General features: G+C 47.0%; 25 protein-coding genes. 2 read left to right on the forward strand and 23 right to left on the reverse strand.

Annotated features, from left to right (window positions below; translation table 11 throughout):
- The 5 genes from NYE45_RS23860 to modA form a co-directional block, all read right to left on the reverse strand.
- On the reverse strand, nucleotides 1-744 hold the full coding sequence (locus NYE45_RS23860; protein WP_340014280.1) for an amino acid ABC transporter permease: 744 nt from the start codon (nucleotides 742-744) through the stop codon (nucleotides 1-3).
- A 23-nt stretch (nucleotides 745-767) separates the two neighbouring features.
- Complete coding sequence (locus NYE45_RS23865) at nucleotides 768-1,607, reverse strand: transporter substrate-binding domain-containing protein (protein WP_340014281.1); 840 nt, start codon at nucleotides 1,605-1,607, stop codon at nucleotides 768-770.
- Between the two features lie 300 nt (nucleotides 1,608-1,907).
- Nucleotides 1,908-2,240: a hypothetical protein gene (locus NYE45_RS23870; RefSeq protein ID WP_062837872.1), complete on the reverse strand. Its 333-nt coding sequence runs from the start codon at nucleotides 2,238-2,240 to the stop codon at nucleotides 1,908-1,910.
- Nucleotides 2,241-2,513: 273 nt separating this feature from the next.
- Nucleotides 2,514-3,200 (reverse strand): molybdate ABC transporter permease subunit, encoded by a 687-nt coding sequence (modB, locus tag NYE45_RS23875; protein ID WP_082763036.1) that lies wholly within the window; start codon nucleotides 3,198-3,200, stop codon nucleotides 2,514-2,516.
- Complete coding sequence (modA, locus tag NYE45_RS23880; protein WP_340014283.1) at nucleotides 3,197-4,069, reverse strand: molybdate ABC transporter substrate-binding protein; 873 nt, start codon at nucleotides 4,067-4,069, stop codon at nucleotides 3,197-3,199. Before modA ends, modB begins: the two co-directional genes overlap by 4 nt.
- Nucleotides 4,070-4,356: 287 nt before the next feature.
- On the opposite strand from modA, the gene NYE45_RS23885 reads away from it, so the two are divergent.
- Complete coding sequence (locus NYE45_RS23885; protein ID WP_340014285.1) at nucleotides 4,357-5,388, forward strand: helix-turn-helix transcriptional regulator; 1,032 nt, start codon at nucleotides 4,357-4,359, stop codon at nucleotides 5,386-5,388.
- Between the two features lie 155 nt (nucleotides 5,389-5,543).
- On the opposite strand, the gene NYE45_RS23890 is transcribed toward NYE45_RS23885, so the two are convergent.
- Nucleotides 5,544-7,616, reverse strand: a complete 2,073-nt coding sequence (locus NYE45_RS23890) for a beta-galactosidase (RefSeq protein ID WP_340014286.1) — start codon at nucleotides 7,614-7,616, stop codon at nucleotides 5,544-5,546.
- A gap of 175 nt (nucleotides 7,617-7,791) precedes the next feature.
- Here NYE45_RS23890 and NYE45_RS23895 point away from each other — a divergent pair, with 175 nt between their 5' ends.
- Nucleotides 7,792-8,649, forward strand: coding sequence for an AraC family transcriptional regulator (locus NYE45_RS23895; protein ID WP_340014287.1), 858 nt, complete (start codon nucleotides 7,792-7,794; stop codon nucleotides 8,647-8,649).
- 80 nt (nucleotides 8,650-8,729) lie between these two features.
- Here the strand turns inward: NYE45_RS23895 and NYE45_RS23900 are convergent, their stop codons facing one another.
- From NYE45_RS23900 to NYE45_RS23980, 17 genes are all read right to left on the reverse strand, one after another.
- Nucleotides 8,730-8,963, reverse strand: a complete 234-nt coding sequence (locus tag NYE45_RS23900; protein WP_340014289.1) for a helix-turn-helix transcriptional regulator — start codon at nucleotides 8,961-8,963, stop codon at nucleotides 8,730-8,732.
- 9 nt (nucleotides 8,964-8,972) lie between these two features.
- Entirely contained in the window at nucleotides 8,973-9,449 is a 477-nt protein-coding gene (locus NYE45_RS23905) for a DUF2975 domain-containing protein (RefSeq protein WP_340014291.1), read from the reverse strand.
- Nucleotides 9,450-9,726: 277 nt separating this feature from the next.
- Nucleotides 9,727-10,083, reverse strand: coding sequence for a DUF3024 domain-containing protein (locus NYE45_RS23910; protein ID WP_340014292.1), 357 nt, complete (start codon nucleotides 10,081-10,083; stop codon nucleotides 9,727-9,729).
- Nucleotides 10,084-10,105: 22 nt separating this feature from the next.
- Entirely contained in the window at nucleotides 10,106-10,375 is a 270-nt protein-coding gene (rpsN, locus tag NYE45_RS23915) for a 30S ribosomal protein S14 (RefSeq protein WP_036605831.1), read from the reverse strand.
- 52 nt (nucleotides 10,376-10,427) lie between these two features.
- Nucleotides 10,428-11,624: a GTP-binding protein gene (locus NYE45_RS23920; RefSeq protein ID WP_340014293.1), complete on the reverse strand. Its 1,197-nt coding sequence runs from the start codon at nucleotides 11,622-11,624 to the stop codon at nucleotides 10,428-10,430.
- A 331-nt stretch (nucleotides 11,625-11,955) separates the two neighbouring features.
- A complete protein-coding gene (locus NYE45_RS23925) occupies nucleotides 11,956-13,176 on the reverse strand; it encodes an MFS transporter (RefSeq protein ID WP_340017432.1) in 1,221 nt (406 codons plus the stop codon).
- A gap of 41 nt (nucleotides 13,177-13,217) precedes the next feature.
- The gene (locus NYE45_RS23930) at nucleotides 13,218-14,411 is read right to left on the reverse strand and encodes an MFS transporter (RefSeq protein WP_340014294.1); all 1,194 of its coding nucleotides are present in this window, start codon (nucleotides 14,409-14,411) and stop codon (nucleotides 13,218-13,220) included.
- A gap of 14 nt (nucleotides 14,412-14,425) precedes the next feature.
- The gene (locus NYE45_RS23935) at nucleotides 14,426-15,178 is read right to left on the reverse strand and encodes an ABC transporter ATP-binding protein (RefSeq protein ID WP_340014295.1); all 753 of its coding nucleotides are present in this window, start codon (nucleotides 15,176-15,178) and stop codon (nucleotides 14,426-14,428) included.
- Entirely contained in the window at nucleotides 15,179-15,988 is an 810-nt protein-coding gene (locus tag NYE45_RS23940; RefSeq protein ID WP_062837882.1) for an ABC transporter ATP-binding protein, read from the reverse strand.
- On the reverse strand, nucleotides 15,969-16,865 hold the full coding sequence (gene opp1C / locus NYE45_RS23945) for a nickel/cobalt ABC transporter permease (RefSeq protein WP_340014296.1): 897 nt from the start codon (nucleotides 16,863-16,865) through the stop codon (nucleotides 15,969-15,971). Before opp1C ends, NYE45_RS23940 begins: the two co-directional genes overlap by 20 nt.
- The gene (gene opp1B / locus NYE45_RS23950; RefSeq protein ID WP_264934178.1) at nucleotides 16,865-17,797 is read right to left on the reverse strand and encodes a nickel/cobalt ABC transporter permease; all 933 of its coding nucleotides are present in this window, start codon (nucleotides 17,795-17,797) and stop codon (nucleotides 16,865-16,867) included. The genes opp1C and opp1B overlap by 1 nt, the downstream gene beginning before the upstream one ends.
- 228 nt (nucleotides 17,798-18,025) lie before the next feature.
- Nucleotides 18,026-19,663 (reverse strand): nickel ABC transporter substrate-binding protein, encoded by a 1,638-nt coding sequence (gene nikA / locus NYE45_RS23955; RefSeq protein ID WP_340014297.1) that lies wholly within the window; start codon nucleotides 19,661-19,663, stop codon nucleotides 18,026-18,028.
- A gap of 215 nt (nucleotides 19,664-19,878) precedes the next feature.
- On the reverse strand, nucleotides 19,879-21,180 hold the full coding sequence (locus tag NYE45_RS23960) for an opine metallophore biosynthesis dehydrogenase (RefSeq protein WP_340014298.1): 1,302 nt from the start codon (nucleotides 21,178-21,180) through the stop codon (nucleotides 19,879-19,881).
- 55 nt (nucleotides 21,181-21,235) lie between these two features.
- Nucleotides 21,236-22,030: an SAM-dependent methyltransferase gene (locus NYE45_RS23965; protein WP_340014299.1), complete on the reverse strand. Its 795-nt coding sequence runs from the start codon at nucleotides 22,028-22,030 to the stop codon at nucleotides 21,236-21,238.
- A 43-nt stretch (nucleotides 22,031-22,073) separates the two neighbouring features.
- Entirely contained in the window at nucleotides 22,074-22,934 is an 861-nt protein-coding gene (locus NYE45_RS23970; protein ID WP_340014300.1) for a diaminopimelate epimerase, read from the reverse strand.
- A gap of 295 nt (nucleotides 22,935-23,229) precedes the next feature.
- Entirely contained in the window at nucleotides 23,230-24,456 is a 1,227-nt protein-coding gene (locus tag NYE45_RS23975; protein WP_340014301.1) for an amidohydrolase, read from the reverse strand.
- A gap of 39 nt (nucleotides 24,457-24,495) precedes the next feature.
- Complete coding sequence (locus NYE45_RS23980; protein WP_340014302.1) at nucleotides 24,496-25,557, reverse strand: LLM class flavin-dependent oxidoreductase; 1,062 nt, start codon at nucleotides 25,555-25,557, stop codon at nucleotides 24,496-24,498.
- Between the last annotated feature and the right edge of the window lie 23 nt (nucleotides 25,558-25,580).

The following is a 25,580-nucleotide window of genomic DNA, read 5'->3' on the forward strand; positions in this document are numbered from 1 at the left end:
TCACCCCGCTATTCGTTTCAGGCGTTCGGCTCGAACTGCCGGTTTGTGTACGACTCTCTTGCGTTCATGACGCTGGAGTCTGCGTTCTGCAACGGCGAACCCTTTTTCAAGTACAATGACAATGACATAATAAACCACGGACAAACTGATATATACCTCAAGTGCGTGGGACGTGGCGGAGATTAACGTCTGCCCTCTGCCCACCATATCCATGACACCAATGGAGAAGGCCAGAGACGTATCCTTCAATGAACCGATTAACGTATTGGCCATGTTCGGAAAAGCAACAATCAGTGCCTGCGGAACGACAATCCGCCGAAACGACTGGAATGTTGTCATACCCGCAGCATAAGCTGCTTCCGTCTGACCTTTGTCCACACTGCGTACCGCTCCGCGAAAGATCTCAGCAAAGGATGCCGCATCACTAAGCGCATAGGTCACAATGACGAACAGCAACGGGTCGGTTCTCGACAAGTCGATGCCAATCGGCTTGAGCAACTCGGGAAGTCCGTAGTACACCAGAAACAATTTGATCAGGATCGGTGTGCCCCGCATGAATGAGACGTACAGGGTAGCCAGCTGGCTTAGTACCGGAATCCGGTACAGCCGGGGAACGGCCAGAAGCACGCCGCCCACCAGTCCGAGCACAATGGAACCACCCAGTACAATCAGTGTTATATGCAAATATCGTAGCAGTTCCGGGATGAAATCCAGAACCAATGACAGATCAAATGATTTTCCCATTACCGCTGCACACCTTTCTCAGACTACTCTTCAACCGTATAGTCAGCTCCAAGCCACTCTGTGCTCAGTTTGCCTAATGTTCCATCTTCTTTGATCGCTTTGAGTGCTTCATCCACTTTGGTTTTGAGCTCCTGCTCATCTTTGTTCAGAATAAAGTACACTTTGGAGTTGGAGAGGGCATCTCCTACCGTTTTCAACTGAGCATCAACCGCCTTATTTTGATAATCAATGGCAAATTGAGTGCTGATGGTTGCATCCACCCGGCCTGTTTTGATCTGGGTAATGGTATCTTCCCCTGCTCCGGAATAGACGATATCAATCCCGTTGCCGTTCGCTGCATTCCATTTCTCAGCAAGTACAGCCGCATTACTCGTAGCACCAACAATCAGTTTTTTACCTTTGAGATCCTCAATCGATTTTACTTCCTCATTTTTCTGACTTACGACAATTTTATTTGGGAAAATATTATAGGCTTCATCATTAAACAGGAACTTCGCCTGTCTCTCATCATTCACTTCCATCTGGTGCGCGATGAGGTCAATTTTCTTCGTTTCCAGACTCAGCAGCAGGTTTTTGAAATCCATGGTGCTGAACTCGAATTCATACTCAGGCAAACGTTTGTCGATCTCACGGATCAGTTCCACATCATAACCTGTTAACTTGCCATTCTCATCAATGAAGCAGACATTCGGGAATTGTGTACCTGTTCCTACAATGATCTTTTTCACTTTTGTGTCGCCTGCTGCCGAAGCAGATTCTGACTCATTGCTTGCAGTTCCGGTGCTGCATCCAGCCAGTACCGCCAGCATTGTAATGAACAGCAGTGCTGTCCGGAATTTTTGAATCCCCCGTTTTTTAACCATTCCCAATCTCCTCCACAGGCTGCTATCACAGCGAATATGATGTGTACTCCCATTCCCCTATCCTATTAACAAACCATTCTTACTTGTATAGTCGGAATTAGGTTGAACAAAGAATATCATTACAAGTCATCTTTGGGCAATAACTAATTTAATAGGACATCCTGATAAGGTTATAGGATTTCTCTATAGTACGCGAAAAAGCCATCCCCAAAACCCGATTGGTGGATGACTTCTTCATGTATGAATCTCACTGAATTATACTATTTTGGCGGTACACTGCTTGGTGTTTTACACGACCATCTATCTGCGACTCGCCCATTTAATTTTACGTGCAACTTCCAATCGCTGTAATTGCAAGAGAACGATTCGTTCCTCGAATTTCTTGCGTTCATCCATGGAATGAGCGGCATGAATCTGGTGGCAAAGACCTGTCAGTTTGCTGTTGATGTAATCAAACCGTGTCCATAATTCCTCTTCAGGTGTGCGCTGCTGCTCCGTTGCCGTCTGAAATATTTTGAGTTGGTGGATAAGGGATTGCTGCCATTCCTGATCTTGAATTTGGATGGCAAAATGCAAAAGATCCAGATAGTCATCGATTTGCAACGATACGCCGCAATCAGGTTTAGTGTTCATCGTCGTCTCTCCTTATTTCAGTACTTGGCTGGAATCAGTTACTTCTATCTTACAGGAACAAGCCCATTGAAAGCGAGTGCTGAACGATTAAATTTTGGAAATTTTTTTATTTTTTTATGTTAAAACAGCTTTACATTTCCATTAAGACCAATTTGGCAGGGTATTGATATTGGTACATATGAAATTGGTAATAAAAACCCGCATTAAGGAAAAAAGTTCTTTCCTCAAAACGGGTTTTTCATTATTTTATATATAATATTAACACATATCAAATCAGTCATTTTTTCCATCTCGCTGCTGTCTGGTCATCAGTAACATGAGAAACGAGATGATAATAATGGAAACAGTCCATGCCCAAGCCATGGTCTGATTGCCCGAATCCACAGCGACATAGATTGCCGTGGGTACCGTTTGCGTTTTGCCCGGAATATTGCCTGCAATCATCAGTGTCGCTCCGAATTCGCCGAGTGCCCGGGCAAAGCCCAGGATGAAGGCGGTCATCAATGCTCTGCCTGCGAGCGGTAAGGAAATGTAACGAAAGACCTGCCACTCATTCGCCCCAATCGAACGGCCCGCATCTTCCAGATCACGATCCACACCGCTGAATCCCGATTTCATCGTCTGATACACCAACGGGAAAGCAACCACCACCGAAGCAATCACCGCAGCCCACCAAGAGAAAATAACCGGCGCAGAGAATATCGCTTCAATCCATTGTCCAAGTACACTTTTACGTCCCAATATGACAAGTAACAGAAATCCGACCACCGTCGGGGGAAGTACTAAAGGGAGCATAAATGCCGTTTCCAGTAGAATCTTTCCCCGAAATGAAGTACGCGACATTTTCCAGGCTACGGCGATTCCCAGCACAGTGGCAACCACGCTGGATAACAACGCAACCTGAAGCGACAGGCGCACCGGTGACCAGAACACGGACCAATCTATTGCGTTCACATTCATTCTGAAATAGAGAATCCGTATTTCGTGAAGATATCCAGCACTTCAGGGGTTTGCAAGTACGCATAGAATTGTTCGGCCTCTGTACGATGTTTCGTTCCTTCGATAATGCCTACCGGATAGTTGGCAGGTGTGTAGCTGTTTTTGTCCACCTCAAACGCAATTTTCACCTGATCTGAAGTACGAGCATCCGTTTTATATACAAATCCTGCATCTGCATTACCTGTCTCTACATATTGAAGAACCTGTCTAACGTCTTTCCCCTGCACAAGCTTGCTTTCCAGTTCATCCCACAGCTCGGCATTGGTGAGAGCTTCCTTGGCATAGGTTCCCGCTGGCACACTTTCCGGAATTCCAATCGCTACGGTCTTGATGGAATCGCTGGTGAGATCTGTTTCGCTAGTTACTGTATTGGTCCCATCTGCTGGCACAATCGCCACCAGTGAATTCTGTAGCAGATTCTTCTGATCGCCCGATGCAATCAGGTTTTCGTCCACCAGCGCATTCATATTTTTCGTTGCCGCCGATACAAAGATATCAGCCGGTGCACCTTGTTCAATCTGCTGTTGCAAGGCACCTGATGCGCCAAAGTTGAAATTCAGTTCTATATTGGGATTCGCTGTTTCAAAATTCGTTTCTATTTCCTTCATGGCATCCGTAAGACTGGCCGCCGCAGAGATCGTCAGATCTACCGTTTCCTGCGGATCAGTAACGCCTGCTGATGAACTTTCGCCTGATGCTGCTGGCGTCGAAGTCGTTTGTTCTGCACCCGTGGATGTATCCGTAGTGCCCGTGCTTGCGCCACAACCAGCCAATACAAGAGCCAGTCCCAGTGACATACTTCCTAATACATATCCGATTCTCTTTCTCATACACTTCTCCCCCAATGTTATGTTTAGTTATAATTAGATATAATTAATTATATCTAATTATACACAAGACAAAAAAAATGGGAAGGTGATTTCAATCACATTTGATTTTTGATACCTGTCCTATGGCTTTATTACATATTCTCACGTTTATGGCTTCCCTCAATAATGGTATAGTACAAGAAACATTCCATTACGATGAATGCTCTGTTTACGTAAATTACATGAAAATTACGCTGAATGTAATAAAATCATAGTTGCTCTATACCTTTGAAGGAGGATCTTCACTTATGACGGAGGAGCAATCCTACACAACCGAAGAAATATCCAAGCTGCTCAAAATATCGAAACTGACGGTCTATGACCTGATAAAAAAGGGAGACCTCGTCGCATACCGTGTGGGTAAACAAATGCGAATTGATGCAACCGATCTGGAGGCATATAAACGTCGCTCCAAGCAACTTCAATCCCCAGGTCAACGCATCCCTACTCCAGATCAGACCTCGGCAACAGGGACTCAGCTAGGTCTTAGTGATTCTCAGGGAGCTTCAATATCGTCAGCAAACTCCGCCGGTTCTGCGCCAGCGATATCTAGTCATGGTCTGACAGGTACGCCACGGCATCTGGTGATCACAGGTCAGGATGTCAGTCTGGATATCCTGATGCGCCACATGGAGAAACATACTCGGGACATTCGCCCGCTACGTTCGTTCATGGGCAGCCTGGATGGCCTTATCTCGATGTATCGCGGTGAGTCTGATCTGGTCAGTACCCATCTGCTAGACGGAGATACAGGTGAATATAATCTGCCGTATATTCGTAAAATTCTGACGGGACGATCTTATGTTGTGGTGAACCTGCTGTCACGTCCTGCCGGACTGTATGTACAGCGTGGCAACCCGCAGAACTTGCAGAATTGGACCGATCTGAGCAAGCCTGAACTTCGTCTGGCTAACCGGGAGAAAGGTTCTGGCGCGAGAGTACTGCTGGATGAACAGCTTCGATTGCATGGAATACCATCCGTAGGTCTGACCGGATATGAAGTCGAAGAAACCAGTCACATGGGGGTGGCAGCCAAAGTCAGTTCAGGCGAAGCCGATGTCGGAGTTGGCATTGAGAAGGCTGCGCGACTTGTGGGACAGGTTGATTTTATCCCGCTCGTTCAGGAACGCTATGATCTGGTCATGCTGAGGAAGCAAGGCAATGAAGCCTGGACCGAATCAGTCCTGCGAATTCTCCAATCGCCGGAGTTCCGGCAGGAATTGCAATCATTCGAGGGATATGATGTGTCACGTACAGGTGAAATTTTGTACGAAGCATAATTATGTACAATACAGTCCATGACAGAAAAAGGACAGCCCATGCTAAACGTATGTTAAACATCACATCATGCATATACAAAACGCCTTGCAATGGCTGCAAGGCGTTTTTGGTTTTTCTTTCTATATATAACGCATGATATGGATGAATGGATTCCTTATTGCGGCAAATCGATCTCAAAGATGAATACACCATACGCGGACATGTTGATTTCATTCTGCATTGTTGTACCCGATAGTAACTCTTTTGCTTCTTTCTTAAGCTTGATGGCCGCTTGTTGATCCGAGTAGTTGAGTAAAAATACATAAGCTTTGTTCTCACCAGAACGGATACCAAGTTCAACCTCAGACGGTACCTCAACCAGGTCATCCACAGGTGACGATAGCCCTATTTCATCTAGAATAGCATCTACGACCGGTTCATTGTAAGCCGCTCCGTAATACCATACCTGCCCCTGACCTACCGCACGTTTGGTCAATGCAGGGCTACCTGCATAGTATTCGGATGCATACTCGGCCATGACCTGCACGTCGGAATGCTCCACATGAAGAACTTCGTTAAATCCGGCCGTTGGCGTTCCCTCTTGAAGTCGCTCAGCTGCCCCGCTCCATTGGAGTTTGGCTGCAGAAACGGTTCCTTTGATTAAGGTAAAATCCTCCACGGTTACACCACACAGCTCAGCGGCAGCCCCCGGGAACGGCCTCATATAACAGTGTCCCTTGAGATCCTTATAACCGGTGCGCGCACCGAAAAACAGAGTGCCTCCTTGACTGACATAGGCTTGCAGAAGTTCTGCTGTCTCGTCTGTCATGATGGCCGGGTGAGCATAAATGATCACCTTATACTCGGATAGCTCCTCCAGTGTTGTCTTTGATTGCAGTGTAACCATATCCGTCGGAATATGACGATACTGAAGCTGCTTATACCAGGAGCGTACGCTCTGTTGCTGAAGCGGACCGTGCCACTCGTCCAACTCACCATCCCAGATATTATCGTAGTCCTGCAGGATCGCAACATCGGCTTGATATGTAGTACCCGCAATTACGCGCCCGATCTTGGCAAACTCTTCACCCACTTGTGCAACCTCGCGTACCCTTCTGTTGGGCTGATTATGGTAATCATTGATACCATGCCAGTACATCTCGGTTCCGAACGTTGCCGTCCGCCAGCGGAAATATACGAGCAAGTCTGTTCCATGAAGAACGGATTGATATGACCATAATCGGATCTGTCCCGGTCTTGGCGTCCCCATGCCGATACTGTCGACCCAGCCTCCTGGTCCAGACTGCTGTTCCATGACGCAAAAGTTCGGTGACATGTTGCGGACGTTGGACAGTTTCATGCTCCATGCCCGATCTTGCAATGAATTGTCGTCTGTCCCTGGGAAGATCGTAGCAAACTGCGGATACGAATCATAAGAGAAGAAATCCAACAGGTCTTCTGTCATTTCATGATTATCCAAGTGTCCAAACGTACCGTTCGTTGTGATCCAACGTTCCGGGTCCAGTTCTCGAATGATATCCACTTGGAGCTTGGCAAATGAAATGGTATTGGCTGAAATGAATCTCTTTTCATCTAATGCCAGGTGAGGATTTGGCGATTGGCTGACCATATTTCGGGTAAGGTGAACTTGCTCCCAGTCGGTATAGGTCTGACTCCAAAAAACGGTCCCCCAAGCCTGGTTCAGGTTCTCCAACGATTCATAACGATTCTTTAGCCATTCGCGAAAGGCGACATGGTCAGCCTCAGCATAGAAAACATCCATATGACAATTGAATTCATTATCGATCTGCCATCCAATAAGAGCCGGATGATCTTTATAGGCAATCACCATATTACGCACGATTTTCTCACATTGCTGTCTGTAGATTGGGCTGCTGTAGTTGGTATGACGCCGCATGCCGTGTTGATACAACACCCCGTCCTTATTTGCGTTTAAGACTTCAGGATATTTCGAGGTTAACCACGCTGGTGGAGTTGCAGTAGGTGTTCCCAAAATAACGCTCAAGCCGTATTGATGTGCCAGATCAAGTGCCTTCTGGAAAAAATGAAAATCGAACTGACCTTCTTCCGGTTCAAAGATGGACCATGCGAATTCAGCCATCCGGATAACCGTAATATTCATCTCTTGCATTCTACGGAAATCGTCCTCCCACAACTGTTCCGACCAATGCTCAGGGTAATAACAGACCCCCAGTTTCAATTCATCCATTTGGATTGATTTTGCCACCTTCAATTGCCCCCTTAACCTGCCATATTGCCTCCATTCTATTGGAACCTTCACAGATAATAAATGACAAGATTATGCGACTTATAATAAAATATTGTCATTGTCAAAGATTCAAACCACAGTTGGCTGAATCTATTTCAGTTCACTACATAAAAATATTGCGTTTAAATGGAGGATGCACGTGAAAGAACACATCTTTCTCCCCAAGCCGGTTTTCCCCAGACATGTATGTTTTCCCGATTTCATTGGAGGGTACAGTGACTTTCCAAAGCATCATGTGAATCGGGAATATCGAACCAAAGATATCAACTTGGATCATTGCTATAATCTGCACCTTGTACTTGAAGGGAAAGGATTCCTGGACACAGGAACCGCTTGTTACGAGTTAACACGGGGGCAGGGATTCCTCTATGGTCCCGGTCTTAGACAAACGTACTATTCAGACTCGGATGATCCTTGGAGCATTCGTTGGATTCACTTTTACGGGATTCGTCTCGAAGAACTGTTAAACGGAAAAGGCGTTGACGAGCCATGGCTGTTTCAATGTTCCAACTTCCCGGTGGTTACCTCGTTAATGGACAGATTACTGGAGCTAGGAAGAAGCTATCAAGTGGAGGACGAGCACAGCATGGCAGCAACTCTATATGAGCTTCTGACCCGATTGCAATCCGCAGCGAGCCAGATCAATGTTTCCTTAAATCACACTTCAGAGCGAATTCGTGAAGCAGGAAATTATATTCGATCCCATAGTAACGAGCACATCACACTTGACCACGTTGCCGGAATTGCCGGATACAGTACAACATACTTCAGCCGCAAGTTCAGTCAGACGTTTGGCATCTCCTTCCCGGAATTCCTGATGGAATCCAGGTTATTACATGCAAAGCAGCTGCTCGCGACAACCAACCTTTCCATTAAACAAATTACGCTGGAAACAGGGTTCTCACAGTCAAGCTACTTCATCCGCTGTTTTAAAACCCAGGAAAACGTAACACCTATGCAATTCCGTATGATGCACAATCATTCGTTATAGGCACGGCACGTATTACTTCATCATGCTGACGCAAAAAGAAGACTCTGCATATAACATGCAGAGTCTTCTTCGTTCATTTTTCATAAATGCTCGTTCATTTCTTCATCCTCATCAGCCTTATATTCCAATATATCTCCAGGCTGACAATCCAGTGCTTTACAGATGGCATCCAGAGTGGATAATCGGATCGCTTTCGCTTTTCCTGTTTTTAATATGGAAATATTAGCGATCGTGATCTCAACTCTCTCAGCAAGCTCGGTAACCGTCATTTTCCGCTTTGCCAACATCACATCAATATTGATTACAATGGCCATATATTCACCTCAGACCACTAGGTCATTTTCTGATTTAATATCAATCGCTTCCTGTAACAATCTTTGGAGCACCGCGGAAAATAGGGCAATGACCAATGAAGCAAAAATAGGAACCATTCCCATAAGAATGAGGCCCGGGGCATCATCTTTCTCTGCTACAACATAAACGAATGGCAACATTACGAAATAGAGACTACTGATTACAATAGCACAATATTTTATTGTTTTTAAGGATTTCACTGATATTAGAGAGAACGCTTCATTCTTGTCGATGTAGCTCAGCAGACGGAATGCCTGGTACAGTGCAACAATAAACGGAATAACCGAAACGTACATCATAATCACTATGGGGTATAGTGCACCTGCATAATTCGGATTCACCGGGTTGTTCGCTAACCAAGGTATGCCGAATATACATAAGGCAAGAATGGGAGCACCAATAAGCAACACAGCCAATTTTAAAAAGATGGTCGTACCTCGCTTCACAAAAAGCACCTCACTTGTTTTAAGTGATATGAATTTATCACAAACTTTATCGTTTTACAATAAATTTTTATTGTAAAACAGTCTTTTTTTCTTTTTACTCATTAAGAAAAGATAACCAAAAGATCGTCCCTCTCTTTGCTTCAGTTCTTTTTGGACACAAAAAAAAGCCCAAAGAGCCACTGAATGTGGTTATCTTTGGACTCGGTTGCATATACGGCCTAATTTTCTGATTTTACATTTACTTTAACAAATGAAATATTCTCTTATCCGATCTCTCTCACGTACGCCAGAACAGCCCGGCCTCATCCCGTTCAACCTGCTCGAGCACATCCTCAAAATCAGAACAAGGTGTAATAACATCTACCGGGTTCCAGCTACTTTGTTCATCTCTGGCATACACTTTCCACTGATTTTCTTCCCAGTAAAATCGGGCAATATGCATCTTGTCCCATTGATACCGTTCCTCGGCGGGTCTTTCTTCGGTCAGGATCAATTCATTGTCACTCATCTCATATGTCAACTTCACCATCGTACGCAGTGGCGCAGGTACCTTCTCATGAATATATCCATTCATTACGGACTGAATTCTTCTTAGTGTAAACAAGTCCAGCATGATGCACATCCTTTCAGCCAAATACCAAAACCCCTTGATCATTTTACCAGCTGGATTTCGTTACCCCAGGAATCTGACCTTGATGAGCCAGTTCTCTGAACTTAATCCGAGATACCTTGAACTTGCGTAGATAACCCCGTGGCCGACCTGTTACCTCACAACGGTTCTTCAAACGAGTCGGAGATGCATTCCGCGGTAATTTTTGCAAGGCTTCGTAATCCCCCTTCTCCTTCAACTCCCTGCGCAGATCCGCATATTTTGCCACGATTGCCTGACGTTGCTTTTCACGTACCACTTTTGATTTTTTAGCCATGAATTACAGCTCCTTATCGATTGAATTTATATTTAAAACATCATCTTCCGAGTTAAACGACTTCCACAGGCCATGGCAGTGGATTATCGAAATGGCCCCAGTCGGCCAGCATTTCTTCATCACTGAGCAGGCACTGGTCCAGCTCATCTTCAATGCTCGCACGCTCCATTTCGATCCCGATCATGACAAGCTCCGTCTGACGATCTCCCCACTGGGCATCCCATTTCTCCAGAACATCCGGCTCGTTATGCAAAATTTCTTCCTTGTCCGCTTCCGGCAAAGCTGCGATCCAATGTCCCGCAGGACCGAACTGAATGGATGGCCCTGCCTGGCTGAGGCTTGCAGCAACATCCCCTTCGGCCGCGAGCCATACTAAGCCTTTGGCACGTACCACTTCTTCCGGCCAGTAACTCATGAATTCTGCCAGACGAGAAGGATGGAATGGCTTTCTGCGACGATATACGAAGGAACCAATGCCATATTCCTCGGTTTCCGGTGTATGCGACTCCTTCTCCAATTCCTGAATCCATCCAGCGGACATGCTCACTTTCTCGAAATCAAAGCGGCCTGTATTCAGAATCTCAGACGGATTCACCTGTCCATTCTCAGTCCGAATGATCTTGGCGTTAGGCTGTAGCTTGCGAATAATGCCTTCGAGCTTGTTCAGCTCGGCTTCATCAACCAGATCACATTTGTTAAGCAATAACACATCACAGGTTTCGATCTGATCGATCAACAAGTCTACGACGTCACGGGTGTCCTCATCTCCAGTCGCCTGGTTACGATCCAGAAGGCTCTGCCCTGATCCAAAATCATGCCAGAATCTATTCGCATCCACCACCGTTACCAGACAATCCAATCGGGCCAGGCGAGTAAGATCAATACCCGACTCCTCATCGGCGTATGTAAAGGTCTGTGCAACGGGAACAGGTTCACTGATGCCCGTGGATTCGATCAAAATATAGTCATACTTGCCTTCGTTCACCAGCTTCTCAATCTCCTGCATCAGATCATCTCGCAAGGTGCAGCAGATACAGCCATTGGACAACTCCACCAGCTTCTCTTCGGTTCGAGACAAGGTTGCCTCCCCCTTAACAAGCGCTGCATCAATATTGACCTCACTCATGTCGTTAACGATTACGGCAACTTTAAGTCCTTGCCTGTTGTTCAACACGTGATTTAAAACCGTCGTTTTCCCTGAACCGAGGTAACCACTCAATACGGTTACCGGAACTTGCTTTTGTGTCATAGATCTCTACTCCTTATATTTGAAGTTTGCGTAACCCAAACTTTAATAGTAATTATTACGATTAACAACAATGACTATAATCCTGTTAGACGGTCGTTGTCAAACTTTTTTTACGAAATCGTCCAAAAAATTGATAAAATCTACTATCTAAAAAAAGGCCATGGTCTGTTTCCTGCAGCTTGTACCCTGCGGTACGTCCCAGAAAATTCAGTCCATAAGCCTTTTACTTTACATTCCTACATCGGTGCTCCAATCGCACCACGATAACTGATACCTGGCAGTAACATCCGACTGTCTATCACTGCACAGGATCAATCTACTACAATACCGTTCATCTTGCCACCCCAGAGCAGGCCTTATTCCCCGCTTCCATCCGTTGCCTAAACACCAACACCAGAATCATCGCTGCAATAGACAGCAACGTGCAGATCATAAACATGGTCGAATACGAACTCACTTGCACAATAAGCCCCATTGCCAGTCCACCCAGAGAGAATCCAAGGTCATACGAGGACATGAAAATCCCCATGAGTACATATCTGGAATCCGCAGGCAGCACAAAAGACAGATATGTGGTTAATGTCGGGTACAACAGTGCCAGGGCAAAACCGCTGAACACCGCGGATAAATACACCAGTGGCCCGATGGTCTCCATTAGACTGAGCAGCTGGGTTCCCAGTGCAGCACACAGCATTAACCCTGCCATCAGCCAGGTATTCCAGCTACCGTCGGACGGAATTTTTTTACGTAAAATAAACCTGCACAGGATCACAACCAGTCCCTGAATCGTCAGAAATACGCCTGCACTTGCCATTCCGCTGGATACCATATACAAGGGAAGGAAGGTCGCTGTTGCCCCAAAAACGCAGGACGCAAACAACATCACCACACTACTGATCAGCAGTGGCGTACTGCGCCAGATGCCTCCGAATGAACGAAACATGTCGCCCAAGGTATACGATTTGTTCTGTACGGTACTCCGCGGCAGATCCACATTGTACCCGATCAAAAGTGGCAGAGCCGCCAGTCCGATCATCAGTAGCGTAAACGCCAGATCACTGGCATTTTCCCAGATTTGTATGGCAAGGATCGGTATGACCAGAGAAGGAACCATCGTAAACAGGGTGTACATGGAAAGCCCTTGTGCCCGGTCTTTGTCCTCCAACTTTTCCACAATACCCGCCTGCATCGTCATGGAGAAAAAGGCCGTAGCCACCCCTTGCAGGGCCCGCAACCAAAGATACGTCTCCACACCAAAAACAACAAACAGCAGCAGCGTTCCGGCATGTAAAAGCAATAGCCATTGCATCACTCGAAGCGGTCCATACTTGCCAAGCAATTGGGCTGCAAAAGGTCTCAGGAGCATACAGGTGAACATATACGCCCCCATCATCAGACCAATCTCAGCCTGATTCAATCCGGCAGCCTCGCTTCGCAAAGGCAAAATAATCGTCAAAGCAGAATTCGCCGCAAAAAATAAAAAGGCCAGCATATAAAACCGGATAAAGGAAAAGGATACCGGATTTAATTTCCCATTGGATGTTGCCGTCATCGAAGACTTCAAACGTTCGTCACCACTTTCTCTTCTGGCAGTCAACTCACAGATGTACCTGTAACGGGTCTCCGCCGTTCATAGGCAAAAACGATCATTACCGCTCCTAGGATAGCACACATCATGTACATAAATGAATAGGAAGAGAAGTCAGCGACGGGACCCATAATCACACCACCCAGAGAAATACCCAGATCCGCCATCGCGATAAATAAACCGATCAGGACGTTCCGGTTCAGTTTAGGCAAGACAAAAGATAAATAGGTCGTGAGTGTCGGATACAGGATCGCCTGACCGATTCCCATGAATACAGCGCCCACATAGAAAAAGACCACCCCGCCTGTCACGGCAAAACTAACACACTGCGCAGCTACGGCGAGCAGACACATGGTGCCCATCATGAAAGGAGAATGCCAACTGCCATCGGAAGGAATCCTTTTTCGAAGCATAATTCGAGCCAGCACCACCGTTCCTGCCTGAAGCATCAGATATACGCCGGCATTCCCGTTTGGTACTTGGCTCGCATACAGCGGAATAAAGGTGGTAATCGCGCCAAATACAACGGAAGCAGCGAGCATTAACACACTGCAACGAAATAAATATGGATTTTTCACCAACTGACCAAAGGATTCCCACATGCTCACGTTCTGCTCCGATGGATTCTCAGCAGGCTGCTCCTTGTTTGGTTCCATTTTGGCGGTATATCCGAAGACGCCCGTACAGACGGCAATGCCGATCAGAACCACTGTAAAATAATCCATGCCTCCCGCCTGCCATATGCCTAATGCGAGCACAGGTCCCACGATCCCTGGTATGTAACTGAACAACGAATAATACGAAATGCCCTGTGACCGATCCTTCTCCGGAAGGGCATCAATAATGCCAATCTGCAAGGCCATGGAGAAGAACGCTGTCGATACACCCTGCAAAATACGAGCTACCAAATAACCGCCGAGTCCCGTAAAGGTATATAAAATCAGCGCAAATCCATTGATAATCAGAATCAGACGCAATATTTTGATCGGACCGTGCTTTTGAATAATCCGACCTGCCCAGGGTCTGAAGAACATCGTTGTAAACATATAAGCGCCCATGATCAGTCCGATCGTTGTACCGCTGGCGCCCAAGGACTCCCCTTGCAATGGGATGATCACGTTAAGAATGGCATTGGCGCTAAAATATAGAAGAACCAATATGTACAAGCGCAGAAAAGGCCAAGACATCGCTCCACTCACAATGGGTGTTCCCCCTAAAATGGTATTAAATGCTTCAATAATCGCTTCGCATAGTCGGACTGTACGTCCTTGAGTTGCTTGGTCGGAACGATCTCTACGACCTGTCCCTCTCTGAAAATGATCACCCTGTCACAGATATAGGCTGCCGCCTGTATATCATGCGTGATAAAGACATAGCTCAGATTGTAAATTTCCTTAAGATCTTTCAATAACTGCAACACCTGGATCTGAACAGACACATCCAGTGAGCTGATCGCTTCATCAAACACAATGTATTTTGGAGCGGTGGAGATGGCCCTGGCAATGCACACTCTCTGAGCCTCCCCGCCGGATAATTCATGCGGATATTTGGATCTATAGGAAGGGTCCAGTCCAACTTGGTTCAGCAACAGATCCACCTTCTCTGAGTTGCCCTGATCCTTTCGCAGCTTTTGCTGCGCTTGCATCGGTTCCATAATGGCAGCTTCCACGGTAAGAAATGGATTGATGGAGGACGTATAATTTTGAAAAACGGCGCTAATGTTACCCATCCGTACACGTCGATCCTGTACGTCTTTACCATCGAGCGAGATCGTTCCACGATCCGGGCGTTCAATGCCCAGAATCAGACGACTCAACGTAGATTTACCACTTCCGCTTTCACCGATGATACCGAGACACTCGCCCTGCTGGCATTCAAAGGTAACCTGTTTCAATACCTGTTGTTTGTACTTGGAGAACAGTCCGCCTTGGTTATATGATTTTTCGATACCTTCCACCTTTAGCATCTATGAGTCCCCCTGCATCAACGCCTTAAAATGATTGCTCAGCTCCAGTCGGGTAGAGACCAGATACTGCGTATAGGCATGCTTCGGCTCTGTCAAAACAGAATGCATGCTGCCGCGCTCTACGATCTCGCCGTCCTTCATGACCATCACGTCATCTGCAATCTTCTGAACGACGCCGAGATCATGGGAGATGAACATCATGGAACAGCCCATGCGTTCGCGTAATTGAATCAATTGCTCCACCACTTCATATTGAGAGATCGTATCCAGCGCCGTTGTTGGCTCATCCGCAATAATCAGATCGGGCTCCAGCACCAATGCCAGTGCAATCATGATTCGTTGCAGCATTCCACCGGACAGCTGATGTGGATATTGATTCAGAATCTCGCGCGGATGTCTGAGCATGACGCTTTCCATCGCATGGATGATTTTCCGTTCAACCTCACGGGTGTTCCAGCCAAAATGCTGCTGAAGCGTCTCCCGAATATGAACACCAATGACACAGGAAGGATCAAATGCACTCATGCCATTCTGCAAAATCATACATAGATGCTTGCCGCGCTTACGCCGCATCTCCGGTTCCGAAAGCTGGTTCAGGTCTTCGCCCTGGAATAACATCGTGCCCGATTGGCGAATCCACGGCTTGTTCAGTCGCATGATGGCCCTGCACGTGACGGACTTGCCGCTACCACTTTCCCCTACGATGGCCATGCAGCTTCCCTGTTTGACTTCAAATGAACTGTTATGAATGATCACTTTGCCTGTATTGGTATCCCAGACTTTCAAATGTTCAACCTCGACTATATTCATAAGCGGGCTTTCTCACCTCACTTTCGTAAGACTTGTCAGACTTACCTTGAGAGGTCATCAATTTTGGGTCCAGAGCCACCTGAAGGGCATCCGATAGAAAATTAAAAGCCGATACCACCACTACAATGGCCAGGCCCGGTGCCAACATCAATTCCGGTCTGGAGAACATGACTTCCCTCGCCTCATTTAACATCATCCCCCACTCCGCATGCGGAGCCTGAATGCCAAGCCCCAGAAAGGAAAGACCGGAGATCTGCAACATCATTGAACACATGGAGCCACTGGCAATGACGGCAATATCGGCAAAGGTAACCGGAACAATATGTTTGGTTATAATTCTCAGATTAGGCGTGCCGGAGGCTTTAGCGAATTTTACATAATCCATATCGGAGAATTGCATCACAGATGTTCGAATAACGCGGGCAAACCAGGCCCATTTCATCCCAACAAAGGCAATCAAAATATTCTCCAGTCCTGCACCCAAAATGCCAACCACCGCCAGTGTCATCACGTACCCGGGAAAAGACAGCATAATGTCACAGACTCTCATAATCCATGCATCCACTTTCCCCTTGAAGTAACCCGCAATGAATCCAACAACAGCCCCAATCAGAACAGATAGACTCAGCGCAACCAGAACCCATAACACACTTGGACGGATACCATAGATAAGCCGGGATAACACACATCTGCCCAGATGATCATTGCCTAATAGATACTCCCAGGACGAGGAGGCATAACGAAGCTTCATGTTCACTTGTCCAGGATCATGCGGCGCAATAAGCGGAGCAAGTACGCCCGCCATAATCGTGACGATAATCACCACCAAAGAGGTCAACGCAAGCTTGTCTTTGCGCAGATTTTTCAATATTCGCATCAGAATTCCTTTCTCAACCGGGGATTCATCGCCGCATTAATGATGTCGGATAACGTGTTAAACAACACAAAGGTGACAGCCAACATCAGAACATACGCCTGAATAATCGGAAAATCCCTGCTTAAAATGGATTTCACGCTGAGCCTACCGAGCCCCGGCCAGGCAAATACATTTTCAATGACCACCGTACTGCCCAACACGATCGGGATCGCCATGCAAAAGATGGACACGGCCACCTGTAATGAATTTCTTAGAATATGCAGGGTAACTTTCTTCTCGCTCAGACCACTTGCCCGTGCATATAACACATAGTCCTCATTCATATTGCTCAGCATGGAACTTCGAACCGTTCGGAAATAAATGCCTGTATAACTCACCGTGATCACAATCACCGGTAGAATGTAGCTTCGATACGAGTCCATACCACTGGTAGGTAACAGGTCCAGCTTGACGGAAAAATACCAGATCATAATAGCTGCAAGCCAGTAGGATGGCATGGCCGTGAGGAAAAAGGAAATACCTCTGACCGATCGATCCAGCAGCTTGCCTTCTCTCATGGCACAGATCACACCGAGCAGAATGGATAGCGCAATAATGAATACCGATGAGACGAGCGTTAACTTCAATGTGTTCATAAAAGCCGGCCCCATCAATGACCATACGGGTTCACCAGATACATAAGAGTTGCCAAAGTCCAACTGTAAAACAGCCATAATCCAGTTCGCATACTGGATCATGAACGGCTGATCGAATCCCAGCGCTTCATTCGTTTGCGCGATCAATTCATCCGTAATCTGCGGAACTTCCTGTGCCTGTAACACAACAACCGCCGGGTCCAAGGGAGATAGATTAATCAGGACGAACGTTATAAATGAAATGATAATCAGTAAAGGGATGGCTAACAGAATCCTTTTGACGATATAACTTCCCATATCCATCTCCGCTCTATTTAAATTGAACTAAACAATATTTACACTACACTCCGATGACAGAACAACCTTCCGATCGCTGTTATCCCCAGATTTTTTTGATTCCTTTTATATAGGGAAATCCGGGGATAGCGTATGCTTCCGATGTAGCTTTCTTGCAGAAAGCTTGTAGGCGAACGCTCCGCTTCTTCAGGTTCTTTCTGTCCTCTCCGTTTTGTGTAAATGTTTAGTTCAATTTATATATTTAAAATTCATTTTTTCAAAAGGTAGTTCATATTGAGTCTGCTTGAATGAGATTCCATCGAGATTCTCGGGAGCGACTACGGTGACACGTCCGTTGGTAATCGGGATGAAGACTGCTTCATCATGGACGATCTTCATAATGTCGGCATACAGGGATTGGCGTGAAGCCTCATCCGTGGAGACCATGACCGCATCGATTTTCTGATATAGTTCATCTGCTTCGGCAATTCCGCTTGTCGTATGCTTGTATGCCGAATCTGATGTAAATGCAGCAATGGTACTCTGTGGATCATAGGCCAGTCCCCAGGTTTGATTAAAGAGCAGATCATATTCCCCGGTTGCTCTCCGATTCGCGATGGAAGTGGACTCTTCACCTACGATCTCAAGCTGAACACCCAATTCTTTCATGGAATACTGGATCAATTCAGCCTGTATTTTCTGTGAGGACGAGTTGCTGTCATAGTATAGTTTCATGGCTAAAGGCTGACCGTTCTTCGTTCTCACCCCTTCACCATCTGCCAATGTCCAGCCTGCTTGGTCCAGAAGCTGTTTAGCCATCTCCGGATCATACTCCCGTTTCTTCAGGTCCACCTTGGCGTAATTGACATTGGCTGAAAATAGCGTGTCCGCAACAGTCTGCGTTCCGTTAAAAATATCGTTACTGATCGTTTCCCGGTCGATGGCATACCAAAGCGCTTCCCGAACTTCCGTTTCCTGAACCGGACTATTCTGGCGACTGCTATTGGCTACGATCATATTCGTATTCATTGCATCACTTCGGATCACTTGATAATCACCAGATTCAGCCAATTGGTCCATGGCCTCAACATCAATGCTGTCTGCCCCCCGGTCATCCGTGAACACAAAGTTGATTTCTCCCTTTTGTAATGCCAGGAATGTCGTTTCGCCTGCCGGAAGAACCTTGGATGTGATTTTCTTGATTGCAGGTGCACCACCCCAATAGTCTGCATTAGCTTCAAACGTGGCATTCTCTTCGACTTTATGAGCAGTAAGCTTGTAAGGCCCTGTACCGTGGAAACCACTCACTCCGTCTTTGGTTCCACCATCCTTGAAATCCTTGGGTGAAATGAAGACGTAAGGTCTTGTCATGGACAGTTCCACCAGTGCTGGATAATAGGCTTCTGACAGTGTCAGCTCCACCGTATGCTCATCGATAACTTTTACACTCGTGATTTTGGTAGACAGCTTGATCCAGGCATGTTTTTCAGCATTCGCCTGAACGGCATCGATATTTTGTTTGACCGCCTCTGCATTGAACGGCTCCCCATCATGGAATTTCACATCTTGTCGCAGATGAAAGGTATAGGTCTTGCCATCCTCCGAGATATCCCATGATTCCGCCAGCAATGGCTTGATGCCGTCAGGTGTGTTTTCCACCAGAGACTCATATACCATCCCTTGTGCAGGCATGGAGCCTGTATACAGATGGGGATTCATATCATTAATATCTTTGGCAGAAGCATAGATAAGTTCAGTTTGTACCTGACTATTGGCAGGCTCCGTTTGGGCACTCTCTTTCTCTTTTGTGCTCTGAGCGCATCCGGCGAGCAGCGCAATGGCAGACACCAGCAATAGTATGGATGTAAAAGTAAGACCCTTTTTCACAACATTTCCTCCTGATTAGTAAGCAAAACTAAAAATTTACACTTGCCACTTCGATGACAGAACAACCTTCCGATCGCTGTTATCCCCGAATTTCTTGAATCTATCTCCTAAAGGTAGCATTTCGGGGATAAAGGCGAGCGCTTCGCTTCTTCAGGTTTTTTCTGTCCTCTTCGTTATTGTGTAAAACTAAATTCAACTTACTTAAATTAATGTAACTAAACCCTACTACTTGAAAGTCCGGTACAGATCATGCGGATATCCTCTTCAAAGGATTGGATAACAAAGGCGTTGGACACGCGTTGATTCGGGTGTGCGTCAGCCACTTCCTGAAGCTTCGCCTCATATTTGGCGATAAATTGATCAATCGTTGGGCAGCTCACATCGAGGTGTCTGGCAATGCCCTGAATGATTTTGATGCGGTAGTAATCTTCCTTGGGCATACGGGGGATGTCCAGCTCCCCTTCGCGATTCATGAACGTTTTGCGGAATGGGACAGCTGAAAAGTCGAAATATCTCCCTGCCGAATCGGGTTCCGAGAATGGATCAATCAATAATGAGGTGTACCGTATGTATAATAAATACTCTTGATGAATGACCTGCAGCTGATTGAAATTCTCGATATCCTGGCGTGATATACTCTCTAATCGAACCGGATAGTTGTCATCCGTCATGAATTGAAGCAGGTTGACTCCCTGGATATGGAGCCGGTCCGTAATATTCATAATCTCCTGCCACTGTGCCCGCATATCCCGAATCAAACCTTGTGTAATCGGACCTTCGGGATACATCTTATATACATATTTCTGAATATCCGATGCTCCAAAGATGGCCTCTAATGAGAAGTCGTTCATGAACAAGGGTGGATGCACATACAACGAAATATTTCTTGTTTCCGCCTCCAGTGGAGATCGCATCACTTCCAGCGCAACACCCAAACGCTCATACACTTGGCATAGCTTACGGACCTGTTCAGACGGGTAACCAGTGGAACCGATATAGACCTTTTTCTTCACCCCTGTAGTAATCACATGATTCGACGGATGTTCATGCATCCAACGGGTATCTCCGAGGTAGGTAGAGAAACTGATCACTTCCGGCGCTGCCTTCCGCTCTTTCATATAATGGGTTACCAGTCGATTGGACCCGAACGTTGGAGAAACCAGAATGACACATTTCAGTTGTTTGATGAATTTCTCATTCATTTGTTCCAACACATCGATATAAGCATCGGTGGTAACCGCCAAAATGAGTGTATCCCATTCCCCCTCAATGGTGTCATATCCCTTGAACACATGATCAATAAAACACTCACCTGCGAGCGATTGATGTTTCTCATTTTGAATGCTGACCTGAATACGCCCATTGCTCTCTTCGAGGGCTGCGAATACGGACGCTGAACGAACCGATGCTCTCCCCACAATGCCTATACAGCAATTGAGATGATCTTTGAGTATAACCGCAAGCTGAATGGATGCAGGCCCGGTTCCAAGTAACAGAATTCGCTGAAGATTGCTCATGTAAGCCTCCTTTATTTAAAGTTCACCTGGACTCCATTTGGATTGACTTGGATGGCTATGCTTTCTGGTACAACGCAATATCGAACACATCATCCGGACGCAGGATCTGGTCCACCAGCTTCCACTTGCTGCTGTCCGTCTCTTCCATCGGATAATTGAACAAGGACTTCAACTGGTCACCGTATCTCATAGCTACAACCACCTGCGCATTCGTCAGGGCATGCAGTTGATCGAGCAGATCATATTTAGGGGCCACGGTAGAGCTGAAAATGATATGTGTTGCTTCCTTGGTATACTCCAGATTCTCCAGCAATGTTGACTCCAAACGAATCTTCAAGCCCGCGCCCAGCGTCTCCACCACCTTCTGCCCAAGTCTAATGGATTCTTCATCAATATCGATCCCTACGACCTCTGCACCTGTTCGCTTGGCGATGAGTAATGGTGTCATGGGGAAGGAACCGGAGCCTACCAACAACACTCTGGAATCAGAGGTGACATGGAAGCTGCCGAATTCTTTATCGATGCACTCTTCTATATTCTTGAAATAATCGGCAATCTGTACATCCCCGTTCTCTAACTTCAATGCACGATATTTCTCCATGATCGCCACACACTGGGCGGATTTATTTCTTAACTGCCATATAAGCGAATCCAGTTCTTCCAGCTCCAAATGCTCCAACTGTTCCCAGGCTTCCTTATTCTCCTGATCGGTCACAAAGCGGGAGTAGTCATTGATCACAGCCTCCAGCTCCGAGCTATGCTGAATCGTATGATCATACTTGCTCGCGAGCTTATCGAATTTCTCTGCAAATTCACTCAAACATGTCTGAAAATGGACCAATGTGATCATTTCTTTTCCCCCTATACGTTGTCTCGATCATGTATCATGTACCTCATGCGTTTACAGCGCTCCATTCTGCTGGAGTATCTATGAAGGCTTTGCCCTGTGCCACGATGCCAACAGATCCCTCAATCGTAATGCTCCCAAGTTCTGCGCCATTCCACTGGGCTACCACTTTGATCGCACCACCAGGCTGCTTGATGTACTGAGTAATCCCTCTCTGCTGTCTCCATGCGAGATAGGCTCCCACAGAGGCTGTACCCGAGCCACACCCTCTCTCCCAGATCAGACTATCCAGCTCTGGAACATAGATGAGTGGGGCCATTTCTTCCGAGTGCGATTGATATAACAAGATACCGATCAGCTTATCTCCCAGGGTTAGTCCCAGTAACCTTGCAAGGTTCTGTGCCCTCTTTTTCATCGTATCGTCGAAGTCATCCACTTCAATCACGATATGGATGAACTCAGCGTACCGGATGATTACCATATCCAGCTCGATGCCTTCGTACCGGATGGTTCGCTGCTCAATCTGCTTCGGAACCGGCATGGCCACCTGGCAGTCATATTCATTCTGCTGTTTCTTCACATGGCACATGATCAATTGATCGGTTCCGGAAACCTCCAACACGATGTCCATCGATTCCTGTTGTGCCAGTCCTGCTTCGGATGCGTGGTGTGCTGCAAGTGCCATACAGGCATTGCCACAGAACTCTCCTCCGGCCATTTCCAGGCGGGCCACAGCTTCCGGTCTCCTCGTTGGTTCAATGAAACCCACTTGTTCAGCGTAAACGTTATCATACGACATTAGACGCGTTGCGATATGATTGTATTTCTCTGCTGCATGATCCGTTTTAACCAGAATCGTCATGTTTTGGGTGGGACTGAACTTGATAAAATCGATCTCCTGTTTCATCGCAGCAGCTACTCCTATTCTTCTTTTTTGACTAATAGTAATTATTACGATTAAAAGGTCGAGAAAAATATAGCACATCCTTTTGGGGACCGTCAACAAATATTTCCATTAAAAAAATAAATTTCATAATACCTTCAGCTGTCCATCCTGTAAGAAAACCCAAACAGAGCTGACGCTTCTGCGCCAGCCCTAGCCATAACAACACCATCTGATAAGATTCAACAAATACGAAAAACGGTTGCCGCAGAACGGAACCGTTTCGATCTGGATGTAATCCAGGGATTAACTGCGACCCTCACTCCGGATGTGCTTGCACATTTTGCAGTGCCTGTTCAGCTAGTGCAGCCAGAAGATGTGCTCCCAGCGGCAGTGCCCGTTCATCCACATCAAAGCCAGGGTGATGCCACTCATTCGGGCCAGAGGTGCCCAAGAAAAGGAACAGGCCGGGAACTTCTTTTTGATAAAAAGAGAAGTCCTCTCCTGCCGGAGAAGGCAGAGGTCTGATGCTATTCAGCCCAATCTGACTTGCAACTTGCTCCGCCGCAGATGCCAGAGCTTCATCATTGACCACGGCAGGTGGTCCCTGAATCCAGCGAACCGTAGCACGTGTGCCATAGGCCGCCGCCACACCGGCTACCACCTGATTGAAACGCTCGCGAATTCGTGCGCGCACTTTCTCATCAAAGGTACGCACTGTGCCATCGAGTATCGCTTCATCGGGAATAACGTTCCAGGCTGTGCCGCTATGTAGCTTGGTGACGCTGATTACAGCACTCTCCTGTGCTCCCACATTGCGGCTCACAATGGCCTGTAGTGCCGTAACAATGTGGGCAGCAACCACAATCGGATCAATGCCTGCTTCCGGCACGGCTGCATGGGTGCCTACACCTTCCACTTTGACAACAAAACCGTCTGCTGCTGCCATCAACGCACCTTCCCGAATGCCCACCGTACCCACCTGCAGATCAGGCTTGTTATGCAACCCGAATACAGCCCGAACATCGGATAATGCGCCGCTCTGGATCACTTGCCGAGCACCCGTTGCTTTTTCCTCCGATGGCTGGAATATCAAGCGTACTTTCCCAGGAAGCGTGGACTCACGCTGCTTTAACAATCGTGCAGCACCAATCAGAATCGCCGTGTGTGCGTCATGTCCGCAAGCGTGCATCTTTCCATCTACCTGGGAGGCAAAATCCAGTTTCGTCTCTTCCTGAATGGGCAGCGCATCAATGTCCGCTCTTAGGGCAACCACAGGTCCGTCCCCTTGACCTACTTCAGCGACGAGCCCTGTCCGCAGCACATATTCGTCTGCAATACGGACGCCTTCCTCTTCCAGCCAGCTGCGAATAGAAGCTGTCGTCTCCCTTTCCTCGCCGGACAATTCCGGGTTACGATGCAGATATCGCCGAATGGTGATTAAACGTTCCGCGAATTCTTCCGCCCGTTCACCATGAAGCTCATGCTCGGGGCCCTGTACTTGTTGCTCAGCCTGCTGTTTGGGCTGTTCCAGATCACTTTTCATCACATGGCCTCCCATTCGTATATATTCACTGCCCTACTTCTATCCGATTGCTGCTTCCTGTTCCTTGGATTCCAGTGAAAATTCACTAAGCCCCTGCTCTGCCAGAATTTCACGCAACAATTCAAATGAACGAATTCGCTTGGCAAAATCCCGTGTAGCTGTAGTCACAATTAACTCTTCCACAGCAAAATCCTGCTGGAACTTCAGCAGTGCCTGACCTACCGTTGCTTTTGTGCCCCGGGTCACGCTTGGTTCAAGAATTTCAAGCCGGTACTTTTCGTTGGATTGACGTCCAAATTCTTCCGCTTGTTCAACAGAACCGACCGTCAGCACTTTGCCACTCTCCATGTGAATTCTCACCAGCTTATGTTCACCCGCAAGTCCTTCCGCTTCTTCCTCACTCTCGGCCACAATCAGGGATAAAGCCAGTGCAGCGTAAGGCTCCCGTCCCTGGGAACGATCGAATTGCTCTCGATATACACGGATGGCCTCAAGCGCTACCTCTATATTACTGTTAATGAACAGTGAAAAGACATAGGGAAGCCCGAGTTCCGCAGCCATACCCGCACTATCGACACTGGCTCCGAGCACGTACAGCTCCGCTGGAATATCGGATACGGGTGAAGCAGTAAGACCCGCAAGTGGATGCGATTGATCTTCAAGCGGTTCATTGTGGATGTATCGCTTCACTTGAACAATTTTCTCTTTCAGGGATGCAGCTCCCTGAATACCTTCCTGCAATGCCTGTGTCGAACGGGGTAATCCCCCCGGCGCACGACCAATTCCCAAGTCGATTCTTCCAGGTCCGAGCGCTGCAAGTATATTGAAATTTTCAGCGACTTTATACGGGCTGTAATGTTGGAGCATCACCCCGCCAGACCCCAGACGAATCCGTTTCGTATGCGCAAGCAAGTGGGAGATGAGTACCTCCGGGGAGGAACCTGCAACATGCTGTCCATCATGGTGCTCCGATACCCAGAACCGATGGAATCCAAGCTGCTCTGCCCGCTGTGCCAGCTCAATCGTATGCCGAAAGGCTTCCACCGCCGTTTCCCCTTCATAGATGGGGGTCTGATCCAAAATGCCAACACGAATACTCATATCCTTCTCCTCCTTGATTGTGC

Origin of the sequence: Paenibacillus sp. FSL K6-1318 (assembly GCF_037976905.1) — a bacterium.
Taxonomy (GTDB): domain Bacteria; phylum Bacillota; class Bacilli; order Paenibacillales; family Paenibacillaceae; genus Paenibacillus; species Paenibacillus amylolyticus_A.

What these genes read in the sequence shown, in the direction of transcription:
- NYE45_RS23980 (WP_340014302.1), bottom strand. Translation starts at nt 25,557, where the DNA reads ATGAGTATTCGTGTTGGCATTTTGGATCAGACCCCCATCTATGAAGGG.
- NYE45_RS23925 (WP_340017432.1), bottom strand. Translation starts at nt 13,176, where the DNA reads ATGACGGCAACATCCAATGGGAAATTAAATCCGGTATCCTTTTCCTTT.
- NYE45_RS23900 (WP_340014289.1), bottom strand. Translation starts at nt 8,963, where the DNA reads ATGGCCATTGTAATCAATATTGATGTGATGTTGGCAAAGCGGAAAATG.
- rpsN (WP_036605831.1), bottom strand. Translation starts at nt 10,375, where the DNA reads ATGGCTAAAAAATCAAAAGTGGTACGTGAAAAGCAACGTCAGGCAATC.
- opp1C (WP_340014296.1), bottom strand. Translation starts at nt 16,865, where the DNA reads ATGCGAATATTGAAAAATCTGCGCAAAGACAAGCTTGCGTTGACCTCT.
- modB (WP_082763036.1), bottom strand. Translation starts at nt 3,200, where the DNA reads ATGAATGTGAACGCAATAGATTGGTCCGTGTTCTGGTCACCGGTGCGC.
- NYE45_RS23935 (WP_340014295.1), bottom strand. Translation starts at nt 15,178, where the DNA reads ATGCTAAAGGTGGAAGGTATCGAAAAATCATATAACCAAGGCGGACTG.
- NYE45_RS23865 (WP_340014281.1), bottom strand. Translation starts at nt 1,607, where the DNA reads ATGGTTAAAAAACGGGGGATTCAAAAATTCCGGACAGCACTGCTGTTC.
- NYE45_RS23870 (WP_062837872.1), bottom strand. Translation starts at nt 2,240, where the DNA reads ATGAACACTAAACCTGATTGCGGCGTATCGTTGCAAATCGATGACTAT.
- opp1B (WP_264934178.1), bottom strand. Translation starts at nt 17,797, where the DNA reads ATGGGAAGTTATATCGTCAAAAGGATTCTGTTAGCCATCCCTTTACTG.
- NYE45_RS23965 (WP_340014299.1), bottom strand. Translation starts at nt 22,030, where the DNA reads ATGATCACATTGGTCCATTTTCAGACATGTTTGAGTGAATTTGCAGAG.
- NYE45_RS23860 (WP_340014280.1), bottom strand. Translation starts at nt 744, where the DNA reads ATGGGAAAATCATTTGATCTGTCATTGGTTCTGGATTTCATCCCGGAA.
- NYE45_RS23975 (WP_340014301.1), bottom strand. Translation starts at nt 24,456, where the DNA reads ATGAAAAGTGATCTGGAACAGCCCAAACAGCAGGCTGAGCAACAAGTA.
- NYE45_RS23920 (WP_340014293.1), bottom strand. Translation starts at nt 11,624, where the DNA reads ATGACACAAAAGCAAGTTCCGGTAACCGTATTGAGTGGTTACCTCGGT.
- NYE45_RS23940 (WP_062837882.1), bottom strand. Translation starts at nt 15,988, where the DNA reads ATGAATATAGTCGAGGTTGAACATTTGAAAGTCTGGGATACCAATACA.
- NYE45_RS23970 (WP_340014300.1), bottom strand. Translation starts at nt 22,934, where the DNA reads ATGAAACAGGAGATCGATTTTATCAAGTTCAGTCCCACCCAAAACATG.
- NYE45_RS23895 (WP_340014287.1), top strand. Translation starts at nt 7,792, where the DNA reads ATGCACGTGAAAGAACACATCTTTCTCCCCAAGCCGGTTTTCCCCAGA.
- NYE45_RS23885 (WP_340014285.1), top strand. Translation starts at nt 4,357, where the DNA reads ATGACGGAGGAGCAATCCTACACAACCGAAGAAATATCCAAGCTGCTC.
- modA (WP_340014283.1), bottom strand. Translation starts at nt 4,069, where the DNA reads ATGAGAAAGAGAATCGGATATGTATTAGGAAGTATGTCACTGGGACTG.
- NYE45_RS23960 (WP_340014298.1), bottom strand. Translation starts at nt 21,180, where the DNA reads ATGAGCAATCTTCAGCGAATTCTGTTACTTGGAACCGGGCCTGCATCC.